Annotated in this window: 23 protein-coding genes; 8 read left to right on the top strand and 15 right to left on the bottom strand. The window is 72.7% G+C overall.

The genetic code is table 11. The features are described 5' to 3' along the window. Positions 1 to 130 precede the first annotated feature (130 nt). The 7 genes from AOM05_RS14640 to infC all read right to left on the bottom strand — a co-directional run bounded on the left by AOM05_RS14640 (position 131) and on the right by infC (position 6117). Positions 131 to 1576 carry a GGDEF domain-containing protein gene (locus tag AOM05_RS14640; RefSeq protein ID WP_062522364.1) on the bottom strand — a complete coding sequence of 482 codons (1446 nt, stop codon included), beginning with the start codon at positions 1574 to 1576 and terminating at the stop codon, positions 131 to 133. 6 nt (positions 1577 to 1582) lie between these two features. Next, positions 1583 to 2038, bottom strand: coding sequence for a hypothetical protein (locus AOM05_RS11445; protein ID WP_062522367.1), 456 nt, complete (start codon positions 2036 to 2038; stop codon positions 1583 to 1585). A 9-nt stretch (positions 2039 to 2047) separates the two neighbouring features. Then, positions 2048 to 3763, bottom strand: a complete 1716-nt coding sequence (locus AOM05_RS11450; protein WP_062522369.1) for a diguanylate cyclase — start codon at positions 3761 to 3763, stop codon at positions 2048 to 2050. 112 nt (positions 3764 to 3875) lie between these two features. Next, the gene (locus AOM05_RS11455) at positions 3876 to 4727 is read right to left on the bottom strand and encodes a TrmH family RNA methyltransferase (RefSeq protein ID WP_062522371.1); all 852 of its coding nucleotides are present in this window, start codon (positions 4725 to 4727) and stop codon (positions 3876 to 3878) included. Between the two features lie 29 nt (positions 4728 to 4756). Then, complete coding sequence (gene rplT, locus AOM05_RS11460; protein WP_062294445.1) at positions 4757 to 5137, bottom strand: 50S ribosomal protein L20; 381 nt, start codon at positions 5135 to 5137, stop codon at positions 4757 to 4759. A 37-nt stretch (positions 5138 to 5174) separates the two neighbouring features. Next, positions 5175 to 5369 carry a 50S ribosomal protein L35 gene (gene rpmI, locus AOM05_RS11465; RefSeq protein WP_062294442.1) on the bottom strand — a complete coding sequence of 65 codons (195 nt, stop codon included), beginning with the start codon at positions 5367 to 5369 and terminating at the stop codon, positions 5175 to 5177. Between the two features lie 94 nt (positions 5370 to 5463). Continuing rightward, a complete protein-coding gene (gene infC, locus AOM05_RS11470; RefSeq protein ID WP_062522372.1) occupies positions 5464 to 6117 on the bottom strand; it encodes a translation initiation factor IF-3 in 654 nt (217 codons plus the stop codon). A gap of 229 nt (positions 6118 to 6346) precedes the next feature. Between infC and AOM05_RS11475 the strand changes: the two genes are divergently transcribed. The 5 genes from AOM05_RS11475 to AOM05_RS11495 all read left to right on the top strand — a co-directional run bounded on the left by AOM05_RS11475 (position 6347) and on the right by AOM05_RS11495 (position 9621). Then, on the top strand, positions 6347 to 6763 hold the full coding sequence (locus AOM05_RS11475) for a DUF1844 domain-containing protein (RefSeq protein ID WP_228373283.1): 417 nt from the start codon (positions 6347 to 6349) through the stop codon (positions 6761 to 6763). An 80-nt stretch (positions 6764 to 6843) separates the two neighbouring features. Further along, complete coding sequence (locus AOM05_RS11480) at positions 6844 to 7611, top strand: hypothetical protein (RefSeq protein WP_228373284.1); 768 nt, start codon at positions 6844 to 6846, stop codon at positions 7609 to 7611. Then, positions 7608 to 8357 carry a S1 family peptidase gene (locus tag AOM05_RS11485; RefSeq protein ID WP_228373285.1) on the top strand — a complete coding sequence of 250 codons (750 nt, stop codon included), beginning with the start codon at positions 7608 to 7610 and terminating at the stop codon, positions 8355 to 8357. The genes AOM05_RS11480 and AOM05_RS11485 overlap by 4 nt, the downstream gene beginning before the upstream one ends. Next, a complete protein-coding gene (locus tag AOM05_RS14505; protein WP_062522376.1) occupies positions 8354 to 8902 on the top strand; it encodes a hypothetical protein in 549 nt (182 codons plus the stop codon). The genes AOM05_RS11485 and AOM05_RS14505 overlap by 4 nt, the downstream gene beginning before the upstream one ends. 5 nt (positions 8903 to 8907) lie before the next feature. Then, the gene (locus AOM05_RS11495) at positions 8908 to 9621 is read left to right on the top strand and encodes a S1 family peptidase (RefSeq protein ID WP_062522378.1); all 714 of its coding nucleotides are present in this window, start codon (positions 8908 to 8910) and stop codon (positions 9619 to 9621) included. 35 nt (positions 9622 to 9656) lie between these two features. Here the strand turns inward: AOM05_RS11495 and AOM05_RS11500 are convergent, their stop codons facing one another. From AOM05_RS11500 to priA, 3 genes are read right to left on the bottom strand one after another with little or no spacing between them, the layout of a single operon-like run. Beyond that, the gene (locus AOM05_RS11500; protein ID WP_062522380.1) at positions 9657 to 10382 is read right to left on the bottom strand and encodes an SseB family protein; all 726 of its coding nucleotides are present in this window, start codon (positions 10380 to 10382) and stop codon (positions 9657 to 9659) included. 43 nt (positions 10383 to 10425) lie between these two features. Then, positions 10426 to 10914 (bottom strand): hypothetical protein, encoded by a 489-nt coding sequence (locus AOM05_RS11505; protein WP_062522382.1) that lies wholly within the window; start codon positions 10912 to 10914, stop codon positions 10426 to 10428. A 58-nt stretch (positions 10915 to 10972) separates the two neighbouring features. After that, on the bottom strand, positions 10973 to 11710 hold the full coding sequence (priA, locus tag AOM05_RS11510) for a bifunctional 1-(5-phosphoribosyl)-5-((5-phosphoribosylamino)methylideneamino)imidazole-4-carboxamide isomerase/phosphoribosylanthranilate isomerase PriA (protein ID WP_062522384.1): 738 nt from the start codon (positions 11708 to 11710) through the stop codon (positions 10973 to 10975). Positions 11711 to 11818: 108 nt separating this feature from the next. Between priA and AOM05_RS11515 the strand changes: the two genes are divergently transcribed. Both AOM05_RS11515 and AOM05_RS11520 read left to right on the top strand, forming a co-directional pair. Beyond that, positions 11819 to 12163 carry an ArsR/SmtB family transcription factor gene (locus tag AOM05_RS11515; RefSeq protein WP_062522386.1) on the top strand — a complete coding sequence of 115 codons (345 nt, stop codon included), beginning with the start codon at positions 11819 to 11821 and terminating at the stop codon, positions 12161 to 12163. After that, a complete protein-coding gene (locus AOM05_RS11520; RefSeq protein WP_062522515.1) occupies positions 12160 to 12876 on the top strand; it encodes a cation diffusion facilitator family transporter in 717 nt (238 codons plus the stop codon). The genes AOM05_RS11515 and AOM05_RS11520 overlap by 4 nt, the downstream gene beginning before the upstream one ends. Here AOM05_RS11520 and hisH read toward each other — a convergent pair. From hisH to AOM05_RS11545, 5 genes are read right to left on the bottom strand one after another with little or no spacing between them, the layout of a single operon-like run. Further along, positions 12873 to 13529 (bottom strand): imidazole glycerol phosphate synthase subunit HisH, encoded by a 657-nt coding sequence (gene hisH / locus AOM05_RS11525; protein ID WP_062522387.1) that lies wholly within the window; start codon positions 13527 to 13529, stop codon positions 12873 to 12875. The genes AOM05_RS11520 and hisH overlap by 4 nt on opposite strands. After that, entirely contained in the window at positions 13526 to 13975 is a 450-nt protein-coding gene (locus AOM05_RS11530) for a hypothetical protein (protein WP_062522389.1), read from the bottom strand. Before AOM05_RS11530 ends, hisH begins: the two co-directional genes overlap by 4 nt. Next, the gene (gene hisB / locus AOM05_RS11535; protein ID WP_062294420.1) at positions 13972 to 14571 is read right to left on the bottom strand and encodes an imidazoleglycerol-phosphate dehydratase HisB; all 600 of its coding nucleotides are present in this window, start codon (positions 14569 to 14571) and stop codon (positions 13972 to 13974) included. The genes AOM05_RS11530 and hisB overlap by 4 nt, the downstream gene beginning before the upstream one ends. After that, complete coding sequence (locus tag AOM05_RS11540) at positions 14568 to 15662, bottom strand: histidinol-phosphate transaminase (RefSeq protein ID WP_062522391.1); 1095 nt, start codon at positions 15660 to 15662, stop codon at positions 14568 to 14570. The genes hisB and AOM05_RS11540 overlap by 4 nt, the downstream gene beginning before the upstream one ends. A 22-nt stretch (positions 15663 to 15684) precedes the next feature. Then, entirely contained in the window at positions 15685 to 16953 is a 1269-nt protein-coding gene (locus AOM05_RS11545) for an Nramp family divalent metal transporter (RefSeq protein ID WP_062522392.1), read from the bottom strand. 224 nt (positions 16954 to 17177) lie between these two features. On the opposite strand from AOM05_RS11545, the gene adhP reads away from it, so the two are divergent. Beyond that, positions 17178 to 18206, top strand: a complete 1029-nt coding sequence (gene adhP, locus AOM05_RS11550; protein ID WP_062522394.1) for an alcohol dehydrogenase AdhP — start codon at positions 17178 to 17180, stop codon at positions 18204 to 18206. The last annotated feature ends 17 nt before the right edge of the window (positions 18207 to 18223 follow it).

Consider the following 18223-nt stretch of genomic DNA (forward strand, 5'->3'; position numbering starts at 1 on the left):
GCCCGGGGGTTCTCCCCGGGCCTAGAGAAACAGACGCACGGCGGCGCGACGCGTGATGCGGGCCTGGCTCGTGGTCATGCGGCCACCGTAGCAGGACGATGCGCGGGCCGGGTAGGGCGTCCGGCCCGCCTCAGCGGCGGGTCGCCTCGTAGGACACTCCCTTGCCGCCGCGGCGCCCGCCGACCATCGCCTCGTCGGCGGCGCGCACCAGCGCCGGCAGGCGGTACTCGCCGTCGGCGGTGTCCGCCCAGCCGGCGCTCACCCCCACCTCGAAGCGGTCCCCCACCTCGAAGCGGTCCCCCACCGCGCGCTCGAGCGTCATGTGGGCGCTGGTGCGCAAGCGCTCGACCGCGTATCCGGAGTCCTCGTCGGCGCTCAGCCACAGGACCGCGCCGAACTCGTCGCCTCCCAGGCGGCCCACCACGTCCCGGGGGCCCGACGCCCGGGCGAGGCCGTCCGCGACGGCACGCAGCGCATCGTCCCCGGCCTCATGGCCGGCCTCGTCGTTGACGGACTTGAAGTTGTCGAGGTCGAACACGGCGACCACCACCTGGCCGTCACGGCGGCGTGCGGCCTGGAGCACGTCGTTGCCGCGGACCTCGAAGTGGTGGCGGTTCGACAGCCCGGTGAGCGGGTCGGTGCGGGCGCGCACGGAGACCTCCCCCGCGGGGCGCCGGAGCGCCCACAGGACCAGGCTCATGATCAGCGTCACCACCACGATCACCACGGTGTAGAGCACCATGGTGTGGTCCACGGACGCGACCGCCGGCAGCGCGGCGGTGGCGTCGACAGCGACAGTGAGGGTCCACGGGAGGCTGTCGCTCACCGGGCGCGCGTACGTCACCGGGTCACCCATCGCGACGGTACCGGCGGACGCCGCCTCGACCACCGCATCGTCCGGAAGCGTGAGCGCGGGGTCGCCCGCGAGCGTGACGCCGTTGGAGCCGATCACGGACGCGTCGCCGTACGTCATCGCGGGCGAGCCGCTGAGCGCGCCGGTGAACATGCCCGCGTCGAGCCGGACCGCGACCACCGCGACGGCCTCGCCGTCGCGATCACGGGCCGCGAGCGCCGCGTGGACCACCGTGCGACCCACGTCGCGGGCGCGCTCCGGATCGCTCCACACCACGGTGCCGGACTCGCGTGCCGCATCGAGCCAGGCGGCCTCGGGCACGTCGGGCGTGCGGACGGTGCCGGGGCTGCGGCGGTCGAGCTCGACCACCGTGCCGTCCTCGCCGATCACGGTGATCGCGGCGATGGCGGCCTGCCCGTCCATGAGCGGGCCGAGCTCGTCGAGCACGCGGTCGGTGTCGGCGAGGATGCTGGGGTCCGCGGCCACCGAGGCGGCGACGCCGCGCGCGGCGGCCTCCGCGGGGCGCGTCGCGCCCTCCAGCTGCACGGCGGTCGCGTCGCCCACCAGGGTCGCGCCCTGGACAGCGGCGTTCTCCGCGTCGGCGCTCACGCTCGCGCGCACACCGATGGTGGTGAGCCCGATCACCACCAGGCCCACGATCACCGCGCCGAACGCCCACGGCAGCGGGTCGGACGGGCTGCGGACGGCGAGGCGGCGGGACATCGCCGGCTACAGCAGCGGGCTCGGGACCTGCAGGGCCGTGAGCACCATCGCCATCACCGCGGTGTTGATGATCGGCAGCGCCAGTCGCAGGCCCATGGGCATCTGCGGGTTCTTCACCAGGAACACGTTGGTGAGGAACATGATGACCGCGAGGATCGCGCCCACGAAGCTCCACAGGATGAGGAGCAACGGCGCGAACATCGCGACCTTGACGGCGGGCTCGACGTGCGCGCCCATCTTGAGGATCGGGGTGCCGTCCAGACGCAGCGTCTGGAAGCCGGGGATCAGCCCGTTCGACGTGAGCTTCGAGGAGCCGCCCTTGCGCAGCGGGATGTCCCACGCTCCCTTGCGGCGCTTGATCACGTCGCCGTCGATGCGGATCTTGTAGAGCAGCCCGAGGACGCCGTCGACCTCGACCTTGCCCCGCGCATCGGGGATGTCGAGCCGGCGAGTGTTCTCCATGGGGCCTCCTCAGTTCCCGGGGAGACTATCAGCCGGGCGCGAGGTCTCCCCCGCATCGTCCCTGGGTGCGCCGTCGCCCGCGGTACCAGCCGTGCCCGCGACGTGGCCGAACGCGTACGTGCGGCCCTTGCGGACGCGCTTGCCCGCCACCAGCGCGTCGTCGGCGGCGGTCTGCAGCGTGTGGGCGTCGTAGCCGGTGGTCGCGGTGGTCGCGAAGCCGGCGGTCGCGCCCACTCCAGACGCGCCGTGGAAGGACTCGAGGATCGCGAGGGCGACGTCGTCGCGCAGGCGCCGGGCGAGCTCGACCGCGGAGGCGCGCTCGCTCACGCGCATCACCACCACGAACTCGTCGCCGCCCACGCGCGCGGCAAGGTCGCGCTGCCGCACGGAGGCGCGGAGCGAGTCGCCGACGGCGGCGAGGACCACGTCTCCGGCGTCGTGGCCGTGGTCGTCGTTGACCTGCTTGAAGTCGTCGAGGTCGAGCGCGATGAGGAGGATGGTCTCGCCGCTCTGCTCGGCGGTGCGGAGCATGGCGCGCAGGCGGCGGGCGTACTCGTAGCGGTTCGCGAGGCCCGTGAGGGCGTCGGTGGCGGCGCGCACGCGCAGGGTGCGGATCGGGCGCCACAGGCGCAGCGCGACCACCGCGGCGACGATCACCATGAGGATCGACAGCGACGTCACCCACACGGCCGTGCGCTGGAAGTCGTTGATGGACGGCGTGAGGTCCTCCGCGCTGGCCTCGAGGTGCAGGATCCAGTCGAGGCCGGTGTCCGCGTCCATCTCGCGCTCCAGGCTAACGGTGTCGCCGCGCTCCCGGATGGCCTCGCCCGCCTGATCGAGCGCGGTGGGCGCGACGGTCGGCAGGTCGAAGTCGGCGGCGCTGGGCGCGGAGTCGGTGGTGCCGAGGATGCGGCGCAGCTCCTCGCGCGCACCCGCGGGGGCGGCCACCACGCGGCCGTCGCCGGTGAGGATGAACGCGCGCGCGTCGGAGCCCAGCGGGATGTCCTCAAGCAGCGCGCCCAGGAGGTCGAGGTCGAGGTCCGCGCCCACCACTGCGGCGGTCACGCCGTCCGCGGTCACCGACGTCACCGGGGACACCACGATCTCGCCGTTGCGCGCGGAGACGTACGGCTCGGTCCAGGTGACGCCGTCGTTCGCGAGGGCGTCCTGGTACCAGGCGCGGGCGATGACGGAGTACTCGATGGCGGCCTCCGTGGTGTCGAGCTCCTCGAGGTCCTCGGTGTAGCGGGTGGTCACCAGGCTCGAACCGCCGCCCTCCTGGGGGGTGACGAGGAGGCGGGTGTACGCGGCGTCGCCGTCCTCCGCGGCCGCGAGGCCGGTGGGCTCGACGCCCGCGACCGCGGTGAGGTGCCCGTCTGGGGTGGCCACGAAGATGGAGCCCACGGCGGGCTCGCGCTCGAGGCGGTCGGTGAGGGCACGCAGGAGGTCCTCGTCGCTCATGGCGCCGCCGTGGCGCTCGAGCTCGGAGGCGGTGCCCTCGACCACGTCGGAGGCGGCGCCCGCGAACGTCGCGACGCGCTCGGACATGAGGTCGCCCACGTACGCGTACGAATCGGCGCTGGCGGCCTCGAGCGTGCGATCCGCCACCACCGCGTTGAGGATCGAGGTCACCATGAGGGCGACCAGCGTGAGGACCACGATGGACACGGCGACGACCATGCCGCGCGAACGCGTCGCGCGACCCCTGATCATCCCGAACCTCATGTACCTATTGTCGTTTCTCACCAGGCCGTTTCAGGTGAATCGGCGGGTGGTCTTCGTCACAGGGTGACTCGGGAATAAACCCAGGTGCGGGAGCGGCGCGGGTCCAGCGCCGTCAGTCGCGCTGCGCGGCCGCCGAGGCGTACAGGCACACCGCGGCGGCGGTGCCGAGGTTGAGGCTCTCGGCGTGGCCGTAGATGGGGATGCGCACCACGGCGTCCATGAGCTCGAGCTCCTCGGCGCGCAGTCCCCAGGCTTCGTTGCCGAACACCCATGCGGTGGGTCCCGCGAGCGACTCCTCGCCGCCGGCGCCCGCGCCCGCGGACGCGTCGCCCAGCAGGTCCTCGCCGGAGCCGTCCGCGGCGAGCACGGTAAGGCCGGCCGCGCGGAGGGCGTCCACGGTCTCCGCGAGCGGCGCGCGCGCCACCGGCAGGTGGAACAGCGAGCCCGCGGTGGAGCGGATCACCTTGGGGTTGCCGGGGTCCACGGACTCGCCGGCGAGCACCACGGCCTGGGCGCCCGCGGCGTCCGCGACACGGATGACCGTGCCCGCGTTGCCGGGGTCACGCACGTTCGACAGCACCGCGACCAGGCGCGGCGCGGCCGCCACCACGTCGTCGAGCGACGTGCCGGTGGAGTCGAGCACAGCGACCACGCCCTGCGCGTCCGCGCTCATGGCGTCGAGCACCGCGTCGGTGCCCAGGTGCACGTACAGCCCGGCGGCGAGCGCCTCCCCCGCGATCTCGGGGTAGCGCAGCGACGCGTCGGGCGACAGGTAGACGTCCCGGACCCTGGGCGCGGCGAAGCGGACCGCCTCGCGCACCGCCTGCGGACCCTCGACCAGGATCGCGCCGGCCCGGGAACGCGCGGAACGCCCCGCCAGTGCCGCGACTCTCTTGACCCGTTCGGCCTTCGGATTCGAAAGCGTCACGGTGAGGTCAGCAGGCCCGGCGGGGCGTTCCGTCATGCGAGATTCCTTTGAGAAAGGAAGGCGTCTTACGCGGCGGGCGCGTTGACGTCGGCCGGAAGGGCCTTCTTCGCGGTCTCGACGAGGGTCGCGAAGGCGGCCTCGTCGTTCACCGCGAGCTCGGCGAGCATGCGGCGGTCCACCTCGATGCCAGCGGCCTTGAGGCCCTGGATGAAGCGGTTGTAGGTGATGCCGTTCGCACGGGCCGCAGCGTTGATGCGCTGGATCCAGAGCTTGCGGAAGTCGCCCTTGCGCTTGCGGCGGTCGTTGTACGAGTAGACGAGGGAGTGGGTGACCTGCTCCTTCGCCTTCCGGTAGAGGCGCGAACGCTGGCCGCGGTAACCAGCGGCGCGCTCGAGGGTGGTCCGGCGCTTCTTCTGGGCGTTGACCGCCCGCTTGACGCGTGCCATTTCAGTTCTCCTAAAGGTACGTGTGTGGGGGCGGGGCTTACTTGCCCAGCAGCTTCTTGATCTTCTTCGAGTCGGCGTCGGACAGGATCTGGTCCTGGGCCACGCGGCGCTTGCGCGAGGAGTGCTTCTCCTCGAACTTGTGCACGTTCATCGCCGAGGCGTGCTTCACCTTGCCGGTGCCGGTGAGCTTGAAGCGCTTCTTGGCACCCGAGTGGGTCTTGTTCTTGGGCATTGCTGCCTCTCCTTCTAGGTCTGGCTAGGCCCGGTGGAGCCCAGCACGTTTCACGGGCGGCTGGCGCCCGAAGACTGTGTGCGTCCTGCGACGCTTACTCGGCTGCCGACTCCTCGACCGCCGACTCCTCGGCGACCGTCTCGGCTGCCTGGTGGGGCGCCTTGCGCTCGTCGCGCGCCGCCGCCTCCGCGGCCTTGCGCTCCTCGCGCACCTTGCGCTGCTCCTCCTTGGCCTCCGCCTTCTTCTTCAGCGGACCCAGGACCAGCGACATGTTGCGGCCCTCCTGGTTCGGCGCGTTCTCGACGACGGCGAACTCCTGGACCTCCTCCGCCAGCTTCATCAGCAGACGGCGGCCCATCTCGGGGCGGGACTGCTCGCGACCACGGAACATGATGGTGATCTTGACCTTGTCGCCACCCTTGAGGAACCGGACCACGTGACCCTTCTTGGTCTCGTAGTCGTGCTCGTCGATCTTCAGGCGGAACCGCATCTCCTTGATCTCGGTGTTCGCCTGGTTGCGACGTGCCTCACGCGCCTTGACCGCAGCCTCGTACTTGAACTTGCCGTAGTCCATGAGCTTGACGACGGGAGGACGCGAGTTGGGCGCCACCTCGACCAGGTCGAGCTCGGCGTCCTGCGCCAGACGGAGGGCATCCTCGATGCGGACGATGCCGACCTGCTCACCCTTCGGGCCGACCAGGCGGACCTCGGGGACTCGGATGCGCTCGTTGATGCGCGGCTCGTTGATAGCGGCTCCTTACCGTTGCTCTGTGCGACCTCCCGGCCGGTTCCCGCCCCAGAAATGGGAAAAGGCCCCTGCCCGAACACGAGCAGAGGCCACCGCGGAAACGCACGGCATGCCTCACGGCAGCCGCCGGAACCGAGACCCTGGTCCTTGCGGTCCTAGGGTGGGAGGTGGACTCCACTTGCGTGTTGCAGCACCTGCCGCAACCGGTCGATGGACAAGAATAGCAACTATGAGCAGTGATGACCAGGCAACAGGTCCCGGCGCGCCTGAAGACGCCGCGCACACCCCCGCGGGGGGCACCTTCGCAGGGGACGATGCGGTGGCCGGCCAGGCCGCCCGCGACATCGCCGAGGTGGGCGCCGTGGAACTTATCACGACGGTAAGCGTTCACCTCCTGAGTGCGGCCGCGCTTCGGTGCGGCCTCGCGGAGGAGGGCGAGGAGCTCAAGGACCTGGACGAGGCGCGGACCATCATCAACGCGCTCGCCGGACTGGTCACGGCGGCCGCGCCCGACCTCGGCGACACTCACGCGCGCGTCCTGCGGGACGGGTTGCGGAGCGTACAGTTGGCGTTCCGGGAGGCCTCGGCCATCCCGGACCGGCCCGGAGACGGGCCCGGCGAGAAGTACACGGGGGCGGTCACGTAGTGACGACTGGGGAGGACAGCCGTCGAGGCGTCGCGAGCGGCGACCTCGCCACCGCGGCGAGCCCTCGTGAGGGCACCCCGGTGCACCGCCTCCCCTTCTTCCCCGTGACGCTTCCCGCGATCCCCGACCGGCCGGCCGAGCCCGCGGATCCGACGGGCCGGACGGACCCCACGGACCACGTCGACACAGACGAGATCCCCGAGGTCGACGCCGCCCACCCGTTCGGCGAGGACGACGACGCCGACCCGGTGGTGACCGCCGGCGCCGACGCCGCCGACCTGCCCGACCCGGCCGAAGGGCCCGGCGACGGCGACGAGCCCGTGATCGAGCATCGTCCCCGCTCCGCGGGCCTGGTGGTGACCGTCGCCATGCTCACCGTCCTGCTGCTCGCGGCCTCCGCGCTCATCGCGTACCTGTGGCGCGTGTCCGACGCGTGGGAGGCGCGCGCACTGGCCATCACCGAGGCGAACTACGAGATCGGCTCGCAGCTGGCGCAGGAGCGCGACACCCTGACCGTCACGCAGGACCAGCTCGACCTGGTCTCGCAGCAGCTGAGCACGTCCAAGGACACCGTCACGCGCCTGCAGGCCGAGAACGCGCAGTGGGGCGACGACGCCGCGTACGCGCAGGAGGAGATCGCGGCGCTCCAGTCGATCATCACCGACGCGAGCGCGGTCGCGAACTCCCTCACCCGCTGCGTCGAGGGGCATGAGCAGCTGGCCGAGTACCTCTCCAACCCCGACGACATCAAGCCCAAGGAGCTGCGGACCTTCCAGGAGAGCGTCGACGAGCTCTGCCAGGCCGCCGCGGACTCGAACCTCGCGTTCCAGCAGTCGGTGGCCCAGTGATCCGGTCGCGGATCGCGGGCGCGACCCTGGCCGCCGCCCTCACGCTGACCGGCTGCGCGCAGCTCCCCGAGGAGCCGGGCGCCATGCCGGACGACTTCGTGCCCGCGCCGTCCGTCTCACCCGGCGACGGCTCGGTCGCCCTGTCCCCCGACGGCTTCTCCGCGGCGCAGCGCATGACGGTGCGCGTGCGCAACGTGGGCTGCGGGTTCATCGCGACGGGCACCGGCTTCGCGCTCGACAACCACACCTTGGTGACCAACCGGCACGTGGTCGAGGACGCGAAGCGCATCACGCTCACCACCTACGACGGCCGGTCCATCGCCGCGACCGCCGCGTCGACCACCACGGTCGCGGACATCGCGATCGTCACCACGGAGGAGTCGCTCGGGACGTCCTACGCGTTCCGCGCGCAGGAGGACCCGGCCGAGGGCGACGTCATCACCGTGGTGGGCTACCCCAACGGCGGGCGGCTCACCACCACCGCCGGCGTGGTGCTCGGCGCCACCACCGATCCCCTCGAGGCGGCGCTGGGCACGGTGCTCGCGACCAGCGCCGAGGTCGAGGAGGGCTCCTCCGGCTCGCCCGTGCTCGACGAGACCGGCCTCGTGGTGGGCGTCATCTACGCGAAGAACTTCTCCAACCAGAGCTTCATCGTGCCCATCTCGACGCTGAACTCGCTGCTCGACGAGGCGTCGCTGTTCGTGCCCGAGCAGAGCTGCACGTCCTCCAACCCGGGCGGCCTGTGACGGAGCCGCAGCTCCCGGACCCGGTCGAGCCCGGGGCCGCTCCCCTGCCCGATCCGGCACCCGATCCGGACCCCGCGGCCCCGCCCGCGCCACGCCGCCGCGGCCTCGCGGTCGCGCTCGCCGTGACGCTTACCGCGGTGGTGGGCCTCGCGGTCGCGCTGGGGCTGCTCGCGTCGGCGCGCGGCAACTGGGAGGCGCAGAACGCGGACCTGCGCGACCGCGTCGACACCCTGGTGGACCAGGTCTCCGAGCAGAACGCCCGCATCTCCGAGCTCGAGGGCGCCAAGGAGCAGCTCGCGCGGCTCAAGGAGGAGTACTCCTCCGCGGTGAACCAGGGCGCGAAGGGCACCGAGATCGTCGAGGAGCTCAAGGACATCGTCGACGCATACCAGAGCTGCGTGGACGCGCAGACGGAGCACTTCGAGGTCCTGCGCGAGATCGACCGGTACGTCGCGTCCAGCGTCGACGAGTCCGAGCAGTCGATCCGCGACTTCTGCGCCGAGGTCACCGCCGCGTACGTGAGCTTCCAGGCGAAGCACGGCTGACCCGCATGAGCCACCGGCGCGCCGCGGTCCCGGCCCTCGCCGCGACCCTCGCGGCCGCCCTCGCGCTGGCGGCCTGCGTGCCCCTGTCGCCCCCGCCGTACGCCACGCCCACGCCGGTCGAGCCCTCGGCCGGCGCGCAGTCCGGCGACGGCTTCACGCGGGCCGAGCGCGTCGCGCTGCGCGTGTGGGCAGTCGCGTGCGGGTCCTACCGCAACGGCACGGCGTGGATGCTCGACGAGACCCACGCGGTCACCAACCGGCACGTGGTGCGCGACACCACGCTGGTCGAGCTGACCGATTACCAGGGACGCGAGTACCACGTCACCGATGCCGAGTACTCGCGACGCGACGACCTCGCGCTGCTCACCATCGACGGCACCTTCCCCGAGGCCGCCACGCTCGCGACCGAGGAGCCCGCGGTGGGCGACCCGCTCACGGTGTCCGGCTTCGCGCTGGGCGGTCCCCTCGCGTCGCGCACGGGCCCGTACATGGGCCTCCGCGAGAACGAGCTCGACCCCGACGGCGCACAGATCTACTTCGTCGAGGTGCTCGCGCGCGAGGGCAACTCCGGCTCCCCGCTGACGGACGCGGACGGCGACGTGGTGGGCGTGGTGTTCTCCTCCGACGGCGAGGACTTCGCGGGCGCCGTCACCCTGCCGCGACTCGAGGCGTTCCTCGAGGACGATGCGCCGCGCACCTCGGCCGAGACGACCTGCTGAGCGCGGGGCCGGGCGGGCACCGGCCCGGGTGGCCGTCAGGCCTGCGCGAGGCGCAGCTCGACGCTGTCCACGCGCTGGGCCACCACCGCGGACCGCGCGAGCTCATGCTGCACGCGCTCGATCACCGCGTCGAGCTCCGGCTGGCTGAGCCCCGCGACCAGGCGCAGCACCACGGCGACCTCCGCGCCGCGGCCGGCGACGGCGTCGACGCCGCGCAGGGAGCCGTCGAGCGCGATGGCCTCCGCCACGGCGGCGCGGATGTCCGCGGCCACCTCGCCCTCGGTCACCGCGGGCCGCCACGGCTCGCCCTGGCCGAGCGCCCAGACCGCGGGGCGTGGGACCAGGACCGTCTCCATGCCGGGGTTGAGGACCAGGCTGCTCCAGCCCTCCGCGGCGGCGGCGAGCGCCGCGCGCGGCCCCTCCGCGGGGATGGGGCGGGCGCGCTCGTTCCACGCGCGCATGGCGTCGACGTCCGTGAACACGGGCAGCGCGGTGCGGCCGTCGGGCATCTCGACCGCGACCACGCCCGTCGAGGCGACCTCGTCCTGCTCGAGGCCGTGCTTGCCGATCACGCGCTTCTCCCCCGACGCCATCACGGGGATGAGGACGCGCGCGTAGGCCAGCGCGTCGACCACGTCGAGGAGCGGCGCCTTGCCGTGCGAGTAGCGGATCAGGGCCTGGGCGAGGCGCGCGTCCGCGCTGCCGTCGTCATCCGCGAAGATCGACTCGGGGATCTCCTTGCGGGGCTCTGACTCGCTCATGCCTCCATGCTAGGGGCAGGGTCCGACGCTCCGGCCACGCCGCTCACAGGCCCGCGAGCGAGTCGAGCGTCGCGATCACGCCGTCCGGCGTCGACAGCAGCCCCTGCTCGCCCTCGACCCGCGCCCACCGGCAGCCGTACGCGTCGATCACGATCCGCGTGAGGTCCTCGCCCGCGGCGAGCGTGAGCACGTACTCGGGCCCCAGCTCCATGGTGCAGGGCGTCATGAGGTCCGCAGGCTCGAGCGCGTCGACCAGCGCGCGCACGCCGTCGAGGTCCGCGATCGGCGACGGCCCGTCGGAGAGCGTCCACTCCTCGCCGAGCGCGTAGACGCACAGCCACGCCGAGTCGAACGCGCCCACGTCGGGGGCCTCCGTCGCCGCGACGGCCTCGCCGGTCACCGGCTCGAGCACCTCCGCGCACGTGGGTTCCACCGGCGCGACCGACGCCGCAGGCGACCCGCCCGGGTCGCCGCCCGTCGCACAGCCGGCCATCACCATCGCCGCCGCCACCAGGACTGCCAGAACGCGCATCGTCCCTCCCTCTCGCAGGATAGACGCGCGGCGCGCGCGAAGCGTTGGGGGCGGGAGGCTACGGGCGCCCGGCGACGTCGAGCGCCTGCGGGAGCGTGAAGTTGCCGTTGTAGAGCGCCTTGCCCACGATCGCGCCCTCGATGCCCGCGGCGGTGAGGGTGCGCAGCGCGGCGATGTCCTCGAGCGAGCTGATGCCGCCCGACGCGACCACGGGCGCCGAGGTCGCCTCGCACACCTGCTGCAGCAGCTCGAGGTTCGGACCCGACAGCATGCCGTCCTTCTTGACGTCGGTGACCACGTAGCGGGCGCAGCCGGCGGCGTCGAGGCGCGCGAGCACCTCCCACAGGTCGCCGCCGTCGCGGGTCCAGCCGCGGCCGGCCAGCGTGGTGCCGCGCACGTCGAGGCCCACCGCGATGCGGTCGCCGTGACGGTCGATCGCGCGTGCGGTCCACTCGGGGTTCTCGAGCGCCGCGGTGCCCAGGTTGACGCGGGCGCAGCCGGTGGCGAGGGCACGCTCGAGCGACTCGTCGTCGCGGATGCCGCCGCTCATCTCGACCTTGACGTCGACCGCCTCGACCACGCTCGCGAGCAGCTCCGCGTTGGAGCCGCGCCCGAACGCCGCGTCGAGGTCCACCAGGTGGATCCACTCGGCGCCGCCGTTCACCCAGTCGAGCGCCGCGGCCAGCGGGTCGCCGTAGCCGGTCTCGGAGCCGGCCTCGCCCTGCGTGAGGCGGACGGCCTGACCGTCCGCGACGTCGACGGCGGGCAGGAGCTCGAGGCGGGGGGTCTCGGTCATGGTTTCCTCTCGGCGGGACGATGCGGTGGCAAGTCTGTCACAGCGGGCACCTTCCGCACGGCCACCGGCGGGTGACAGTACATCGAAACGTGTATTAAGGTCGGCGGCATGACCACCGCGACCCTCGCCTCCGGCACCTCGCACGTCGAGGCGCTCGCCCGGATCGGGCACGCGCTGTCCGACCCCACCCGCGCGCGCATGCTCCTCGCGCTGCGCGCCGGCCACGTCTCCCCCTCCGAGCTCGCGGACGCGCTGGGCGCCTCCCGGCAGTCGGTCTCCAACCACCTCGCGTGCCTGCGCGGCTGCGGGCTGGTGGTCGCGGACCGCCATGGCCGGCGCGTGGACTACGCGCTCGCCGACGCGGCCCTGGTGCACGCTCTCGACGACCTCATGGGCCTCGCCCGCATCCTCGACCCCACGTGCTGCACCGGCGCCACGTGCACGTGCGCATGACCGCGGCCCTCGCCGCCGCGCGCGCGGCCGTGCTGCGCCGGCGCATCCGCTGGGTGGTCGCGGGCACCATCGCCTACAACGTGGTGGAGGCCGCGGTCGCGCTCACCGCCGGCACGCTCGCCTCGTCTGCGGCGCTGATCGGGTTCGGCCTGGACTCGGTGGTGGAGGTGCTGTCCGCCGCGGCGGTGGCCTGGCAGTTCTCCGCGCCCGACCACCGGCGTCGGGAGCACGCGGCGCTGCGCCTCATCGCGTTCTCGTTCTTCGGGCTGGCGGCGTTCGTCACGTTCGACGCCCTGCGCGCCCTGCTGGGCGGCGTGGAAGCCGCGCACTCCCCCGCCGGGATCGTGCTTGCCGCGGCCTCGCTCGCGATCATGCCCACCGTCTCGTGGATCGAGCGCCGCGCGGGCCGGGAGCTGGGCTCCGCGACGGCGATCGCCGACTCGCGCCAGACGCTCATCTGCGCGTACCTCTCGGCCGCGCTGCTGGTGGGCCTGGTGCTCAACGCATCGCTCGGGTGGTGGTGGGCGGACCCGCTCGCCGCGCTGGTCATCGCCGGCTTCGCGGTCCGCGAGGGCCGCGAGGCGTGGCACGGCGACGGCTGCTGCGCCACCTCCGGCGCGCTGCTCCACGGCCAGGAGGAGGCGTGCGCGTGCGACGACCACCCGGCCGGCGCATCGTCCCCCGCGATCGGGGACCGCAGGAACCTGCTCTAGAGCGAGCCGACCCAGTTGCGGAGCAGCTGGAGGCCGGCCTCGCCGGACTTCTCGGGGTGGAACTGGGTGGCGCTGAGCGGGCCGTTCTCGACCGCGGCGACGAACCGGTCCTCGCCCTCGCCGGAGCCCGCGGTGGACCATGTGACGAGCGGCGCGGCGAAGCGGCCGGTGTCCTCGGTGGTGCCGAGCGGGAACTCGCGCGCGCCGTAGGAGTGGACAAAGTAGAAGCGCTCGTCCTCGACGCCCGCGAACAGGCGGGTGTCGGCGGGGGCCTCGACGTGCGCCCAGCCCATGTTGGGCACCACGGGGGTCTGGAGCAGCTCGACCACGCCGGGCCACTGGTCCAGGCCCTCGGACTCGACGCCGTGCTCGACGCCGCGCTCGAACATCACCTGCATGCCCACGCAGATGCCCAGCACGGGGCGGCCGCCGGACAGGCGGCGTCCCACGATCTGGTCGCCGCGCGCGGCGCGCAGCCCGTCCATGACGGCGGCGAAGGCGCCCACGCCCGGGACCACCAGGCCGTCGGCATTCTCCGCGACCACGCGGTCGGAGGTCAGCTCGACCCGCGCGCCCACGTGCTCGAGCGCACGCGTGGCGGAGCGGACGTTGCCGAAGCCGTAGTCGAACACGCACACGAGCGGCTGGGTCATGACTGTGCCTTCTTCAGCGCCTTGGTCTCCTTGAGCAGCTCGCGGTACGCCTTCACGCGGCCCATGTCCGTGGAGTGGACCTTCTGCTCGTGGGTCTCGGCCACCTGGTCGAGCGTCTGCGCGCCGGTGAGCAGCGTGGTGACCACGCCCGGCGCGTCCGCGAGCGCGAGGCCCGCGGGGAGCTCCCGCTCCATGGCGCCCGCCTTCCACAGCTCGACCTTGACGTTGCCGTCGCGGCTCTCCGCGAGCAGGAACTCGGCGCCCTTGACGAACCCGGACAGCGCCCGGGCGGCGTGCTGCGCGGACCCGGCCGTCGCATCGTCCAGCACGGCGATGGGTCCGCCGCTGGTCTCGAGCACGCGCCCGCGCACCTTGTGAAGCGCGCACAGCGCCGTGAGGAAGCGCCGGTTCGGGATCGGGGTGAGCAGCAGGGCGACGTCGGTCAAAGCGCTCCCTTGGTGGACGGGATGCCCTCGACGCGCGGGTCCGTCGCGACCGCGAAGCGCAGCGCGCGGGCGAGCGCCTTGAACTGCGCCTCGACGATGTGGTGGGGGTCGCGGCCGGCGAGCACGCGCATGTGCACGCAGATGCCCGCGTGGTGCGCGATCGACTCGAGCGCGTGGCCCGTGAGCGAGCCCGCGAAGTTGCCGCCGATGAGGTGCGTGGCCTGACCCACGGGCTCGCCGACGTGCACGAAGTAGGGGCGGCCGGAGACATCGACCACGCACTGGGCGAGGGCCTCGTCGAGCGGGACCAGGGCGTCCCCGAAGCGGGAGATGCCGGCCTTGTCGCCGAGCGCCTGCTTGAGCGCCTCGCCGATGCAGATCGCGACGTCCTCGACGGTGTGGTGGGAGTCGATGTGGATGTCGCCGGTCGCGCGGACGGTGAGGTCCATCAGGGAGTGCTTGCCGAGCGCGGTGAGCATGTGGTCGTAGAACGGCACGCCCGTGCTGATCTCCGTGCGGCCCGAGCCGTCGAGGTCGAGCTCGACCAGGACCGAGGACTCGGACGTGGTGCGCTCGACGCGACCGGTGCGGCTCATGCGGTGACCTCCAGCAGGGCGCTGCGGAACAGCGCCATCTCCTGCGGCGTGCCGATCGACACCCGCAGCCAACCCTCGGGGCCCGTGACGCGGATGAGAACGCCGCGCTCCAGCAGGCCCTGGAATACCCTCTCACGATCCTCGAACGGGCCGAACAGCGCGAAGTTCGCGTCCGTGTCCGCGACCGTGTACCCCTGCTCGCGCAGCCAGGCGACCGTGTCGTCGCGCTCGGCGCGGATCTCGTCGACCTGCGCCTGGAGGTCGCGGTGGTGGGCCAGCGCCGCGCGGGCGGTCGCCTGCGTCACGCCGCTCAGGTGGTACGGGAGGCGGACCACCCGGAGGGCGTCGATGACCTCCTCGTGCGCCGCGAGGTAGCCCAGCCGCCCGCCCGCGAGCGCGAACGCCTTGGACATGGTGCGGCTCACCGCGAGGAGCGGGTGGTCGGGCAGCAGCGTGGCGGCGCTGGGGACGCCGCGGCGGCGGAACTCCGCGTACGCCTCGTCGACCACCACCAGGCAGCCGCCGGGCACGTCCGCGGCGGCCGCGAGCAGCGCCTCGACGTGCGCGAGCGGCAGCGCGGTGCCGGTGGGGTTGTTGGGGCTCGCGACGATCACCATGACGGGGTGCGTCTCGCGGATCGCCGCGGCGGCGGCGTCGATGTCGAGCGTGAAGTCGTCGCTGCGCGGGAAGGTGACGTACTCGGTGAGGGTGTCGCGCGCGTACTCGGGGTACATCGAGTACGTGGGCGCGAAGCTCAGCACCGTGCGCCCCGGGCCGCCGAACGCCTGGTGCAGGTGGAGCATGACCTCGTTGGAGCCGTTGGCTGCCCAGATGTTGCGCGCCTCGAGGAAGTCGACGTGGCTCTCCGCCGCGAGGTACGTCGCGAGGTCCTGACGCAGGCCCAGGAAGTCGCGGTCCGGGTAGCGGTTGAGGCCCTCCGCGGCCTTGCGCACGGCGGACGCGATCGCGTCGACCACGGCGTCCGGCGGCGAATAGGGGTTCTCGTTGACGTTGAGGCGGGCGGCGACCTCGAGCTGAGGTGCGCCGTACGGCTCGAGCCCGGCGAGGTCGGGGCGGATCGGCAGGGTCATGGGGCGATTCTAGTGAGCGCCGTCACGCTCCCCCGCCGCCGAGCGTGAGCGCGAGCAGCGCGATGTTCAGCGCGACGATCAGCCCCACCACGGTCCACGCGATCACCTTCACGCGCAGGGAGTTGGCGTGCTCCCCCATGATCGCCTTGTCGGAGGTGAGCCGCACCAGCGGGATGGCCGCGAAGGGGATGCCCAGGCTCAGCACCACCTGCGAGATCACCAGCGCCCAGGTGGGGTTCGCGCCGGCGCCCAGCAGCACCAGCGCGGGGATGAGCGTGATGGAGCGTCGCAGCCACACGGGGATGTGCCGGTGCAGCAGCCCGCCCATGATCGCCGAGCCCGCGTAGCAGCCCACCGAGGTGGACGCGAGGCCGGAGGCGAGCAGGCCCACCGCGAAGGCGCCCGCGATGATCGGCCCCAGCGCGGACTCGATCGCGGCGTGCGCGCCCTCGATCGAGTCGGTGCCCTCGACGCCGCGCAGGCTGCCCGCGGCGAGCAGCAGCATGCCGATGTTCACGGAGCCGGCGATGAGCAGCGAGAGGCCCACGTCCCACTTCGTCGCGTGGAGCAGCCGGGCGAGCCGTGGCTTGTCGTGGCCCACGCCGTGACGGTCGCGGGCGAGCGACGAGTGGAGGTAGATCACGTGCGGCATCACGGTCGCGCCGAGCATCGACGCCGCGAGCAGCACCGTGCCGGGGCCCTCGAAGCGCGGCACCAGGCCGGCCGCGGCGCCGCCCCAGTCGGTGTCGGACACCGCCAGGCCCGCCATGAACCCGATCGCGATGACCGCGAGCAGCCCCATGATCACCATCTCGAACTGGCGCTGGCCGCGGCGGCTCTGCACGGCGAGCAGCCCCAGCGACACCAGCCCCACGATCAGCCCGCCGAGCACCAGCGGCAGGTCGAACAGCAGGTACAGCGCGAGCGCGCCGCCGATCACCTCCGCGAGGTCCGTCATCGCGGCGACCACCTCCGCCTGCGCCCAGTACGCGAGGCGGCCGCGGCGGCCCAGCCGGCCGCGCAGCAGCTCGGGCATCGAATGCCCCGTCACCAGGCCGAGCTTGGCGGACGTGTACTGGATGAGCACCGCCATGAGGTTGGACGCGACCAGCACCCACACGAGCAGGTAACCGTACTCGGCGCCCGCGGTGAGGTTCGCGGCCACGTTGCCGGGATCCACGTACGCGACCGCGGCGACGAAGGCCGGCCCGATGAGGGTGACGATGCGGCGGATGGGCCCGCGCGAGCCCTCCGCCCGTTCGCGGTTGCGCTCGACCAGCGTGTTCGACACCCGGGGGCCTTCCTGTCGCGGTGGACGGCGCCGGAGACGGCGCCGTCGTTGGAAAGTTAGGTTAGCCGAACTTCTGCCGGGATCGCGACGGGACGATGCGCGTGTCCCGGCCCCCGCATCGTCCCGTGACCTTGGTCCCGAGCGGACGGACGGGCCGAGGGTTAGGACGAAGGTGTCCGGCCCCCAGCCGGGGCGCCGGCGATCCACCCACGAAGGAGTGAACGATGGATGCCTTCCGCGCGGCTGTGGTCCGCGCATTCGGGGAGCCGCTCGATGTGAGCGACGTGCCCCTGCCTGAGCCCACGGGCTACGAGGCGCTGGTCAAGGTGACCCACACCGGCGTCTGCCACACCGACCTCCACGCCGCGCACGGCGACTGGCCCGTGCGGCCCACGCCGCCGTTCGTCCCCGGCCACGAGGGCGTCGGGACCGTCGTCGCCGTCGGCGACCGCGTCAGCCGCATCGCCGTCGGCGACATCGTCGGCAACGCCTGGCTGTGGTCGGCCTGCGGCGAGTGTGAGTACTGCGAGACGGGCTGGGAGACCTTGTGCCCGAATCAGCGCAACGGCGGCTACTCCGTGAACGGCTCGTTCGGCGAGTACATGGTGGTCGACTCCCGCTACTGCCCCGTGCTGCCGGACGGCGTCGACCTGGCCCAGGCCGCGCCCATCCTGTGCGCGGGCGTCACGGTCTACAAGGGCCTCAAGATGACCGACACCAAGCCGGGCGACTGGGTGCTGATCTCCGGCATCGGCGGGCTCGGACACATCGCGGTGCAGTACGCGGTGGCGATGGGCCGGCGCGTGGTCGCGGTCGACATCGACGAGCGCAAGCTCGCGCTCGCCCTCACGCACGGCGCCGAGCTGGGCGTCAACGCGGCCACGTCCGAGGACGCCGCCGCGGAGATCAAGGCCATCACCGGGGGTGGCGTGCACGGCGCGCTCGTCACGGCCGTCAACGGGAAGGCGTTCCCCCAGGCGCTCACGTCCCTCCGCCGGGGCGGCACGGTCACCCTGGTGGGGCTGCCGCCGGAGTCCTTCCCCGTCGACATCTTCTCCGTGGTCCTCAACGCGTGGACCATCCGCGGCTCGATCGTGGGCACGCGGCGCGACATGGAGGAGGCGATCGACTTCTTCGCGCGCGGCAAGGTGGTGCCGACCATCCACACGCTGCACCTCGAGGACATCAACGCCGTGTTCGACGACATGCTCAAGGGCGAGATCGACGGACGCGTCGTGCTCGAGATGGGCTGACCCGCCCGAGGGCGGGG

The sequence above is a fragment of the Demequina silvatica genome, assembly GCF_000971215.1.
Classification (GTDB): domain Bacteria; phylum Actinomycetota; class Actinomycetes; order Actinomycetales; family Demequinaceae; genus Demequina; species Demequina silvatica.

Coding starts and splice junctions, on each gene's coding strand:
- AOM05_RS14640 (WP_062522364.1), bottom strand. CDS start 1,576: ATGTCCCGCCGCCTCGCCGTCCGCAGCCCGTCCGACCCGCTGCCGTGG.
- AOM05_RS11445 (WP_062522367.1), bottom strand. CDS start 2,038: ATGGAGAACACTCGCCGGCTCGACATCCCCGATGCGCGGGGCAAGGTC.
- AOM05_RS11450 (WP_062522369.1), bottom strand. CDS start 3,763: ATGAGGTTCGGGATGATCAGGGGTCGCGCGACGCGTTCGCGCGGCATG.
- AOM05_RS11455 (WP_062522371.1), bottom strand. CDS start 4,727: ATGACGGAACGCCCCGCCGGGCCTGCTGACCTCACCGTGACGCTTTCG.
- rplT (WP_062294445.1), bottom strand. CDS start 5,137: ATGGCACGCGTCAAGCGGGCGGTCAACGCCCAGAAGAAGCGCCGGACC.
- rpmI (WP_062294442.1), bottom strand. CDS start 5,369: ATGCCCAAGAACAAGACCCACTCGGGTGCCAAGAAGCGCTTCAAGCTC.
- AOM05_RS11475 (WP_228373283.1), top strand. CDS start 6,347: ATGAGCAGTGATGACCAGGCAACAGGTCCCGGCGCGCCTGAAGACGCC.
- AOM05_RS11495 (WP_062522378.1), top strand. CDS start 8,908: ATGAGCCACCGGCGCGCCGCGGTCCCGGCCCTCGCCGCGACCCTCGCG.
- AOM05_RS11500 (WP_062522380.1), bottom strand. CDS start 10,382: ATGAGCGAGTCAGAGCCCCGCAAGGAGATCCCCGAGTCGATCTTCGCG.
- AOM05_RS11505 (WP_062522382.1), bottom strand. CDS start 10,914: ATGCGCGTTCTGGCAGTCCTGGTGGCGGCGGCGATGGTGATGGCCGGC.
- priA (WP_062522384.1), bottom strand. CDS start 11,710: ATGACCGAGACCCCCCGCCTCGAGCTCCTGCCCGCCGTCGACGTCGCG.
- AOM05_RS11515 (WP_062522386.1), top strand. CDS start 11,819: ATGACCACCGCGACCCTCGCCTCCGGCACCTCGCACGTCGAGGCGCTC.
- AOM05_RS11520 (WP_062522515.1), top strand. CDS start 12,160: ATGACCGCGGCCCTCGCCGCCGCGCGCGCGGCCGTGCTGCGCCGGCGC.
- hisH (WP_062522387.1), bottom strand. CDS start 13,529: ATGACCCAGCCGCTCGTGTGCGTGTTCGACTACGGCTTCGGCAACGTC.
- hisB (WP_062294420.1), bottom strand. CDS start 14,571: ATGAGCCGCACCGGTCGCGTCGAGCGCACCACGTCCGAGTCCTCGGTC.
- AOM05_RS11540 (WP_062522391.1), bottom strand. CDS start 15,662: ATGACCCTGCCGATCCGCCCCGACCTCGCCGGGCTCGAGCCGTACGGC.
- adhP (WP_062522394.1), top strand. CDS start 17,178: ATGGATGCCTTCCGCGCGGCTGTGGTCCGCGCATTCGGGGAGCCGCTC.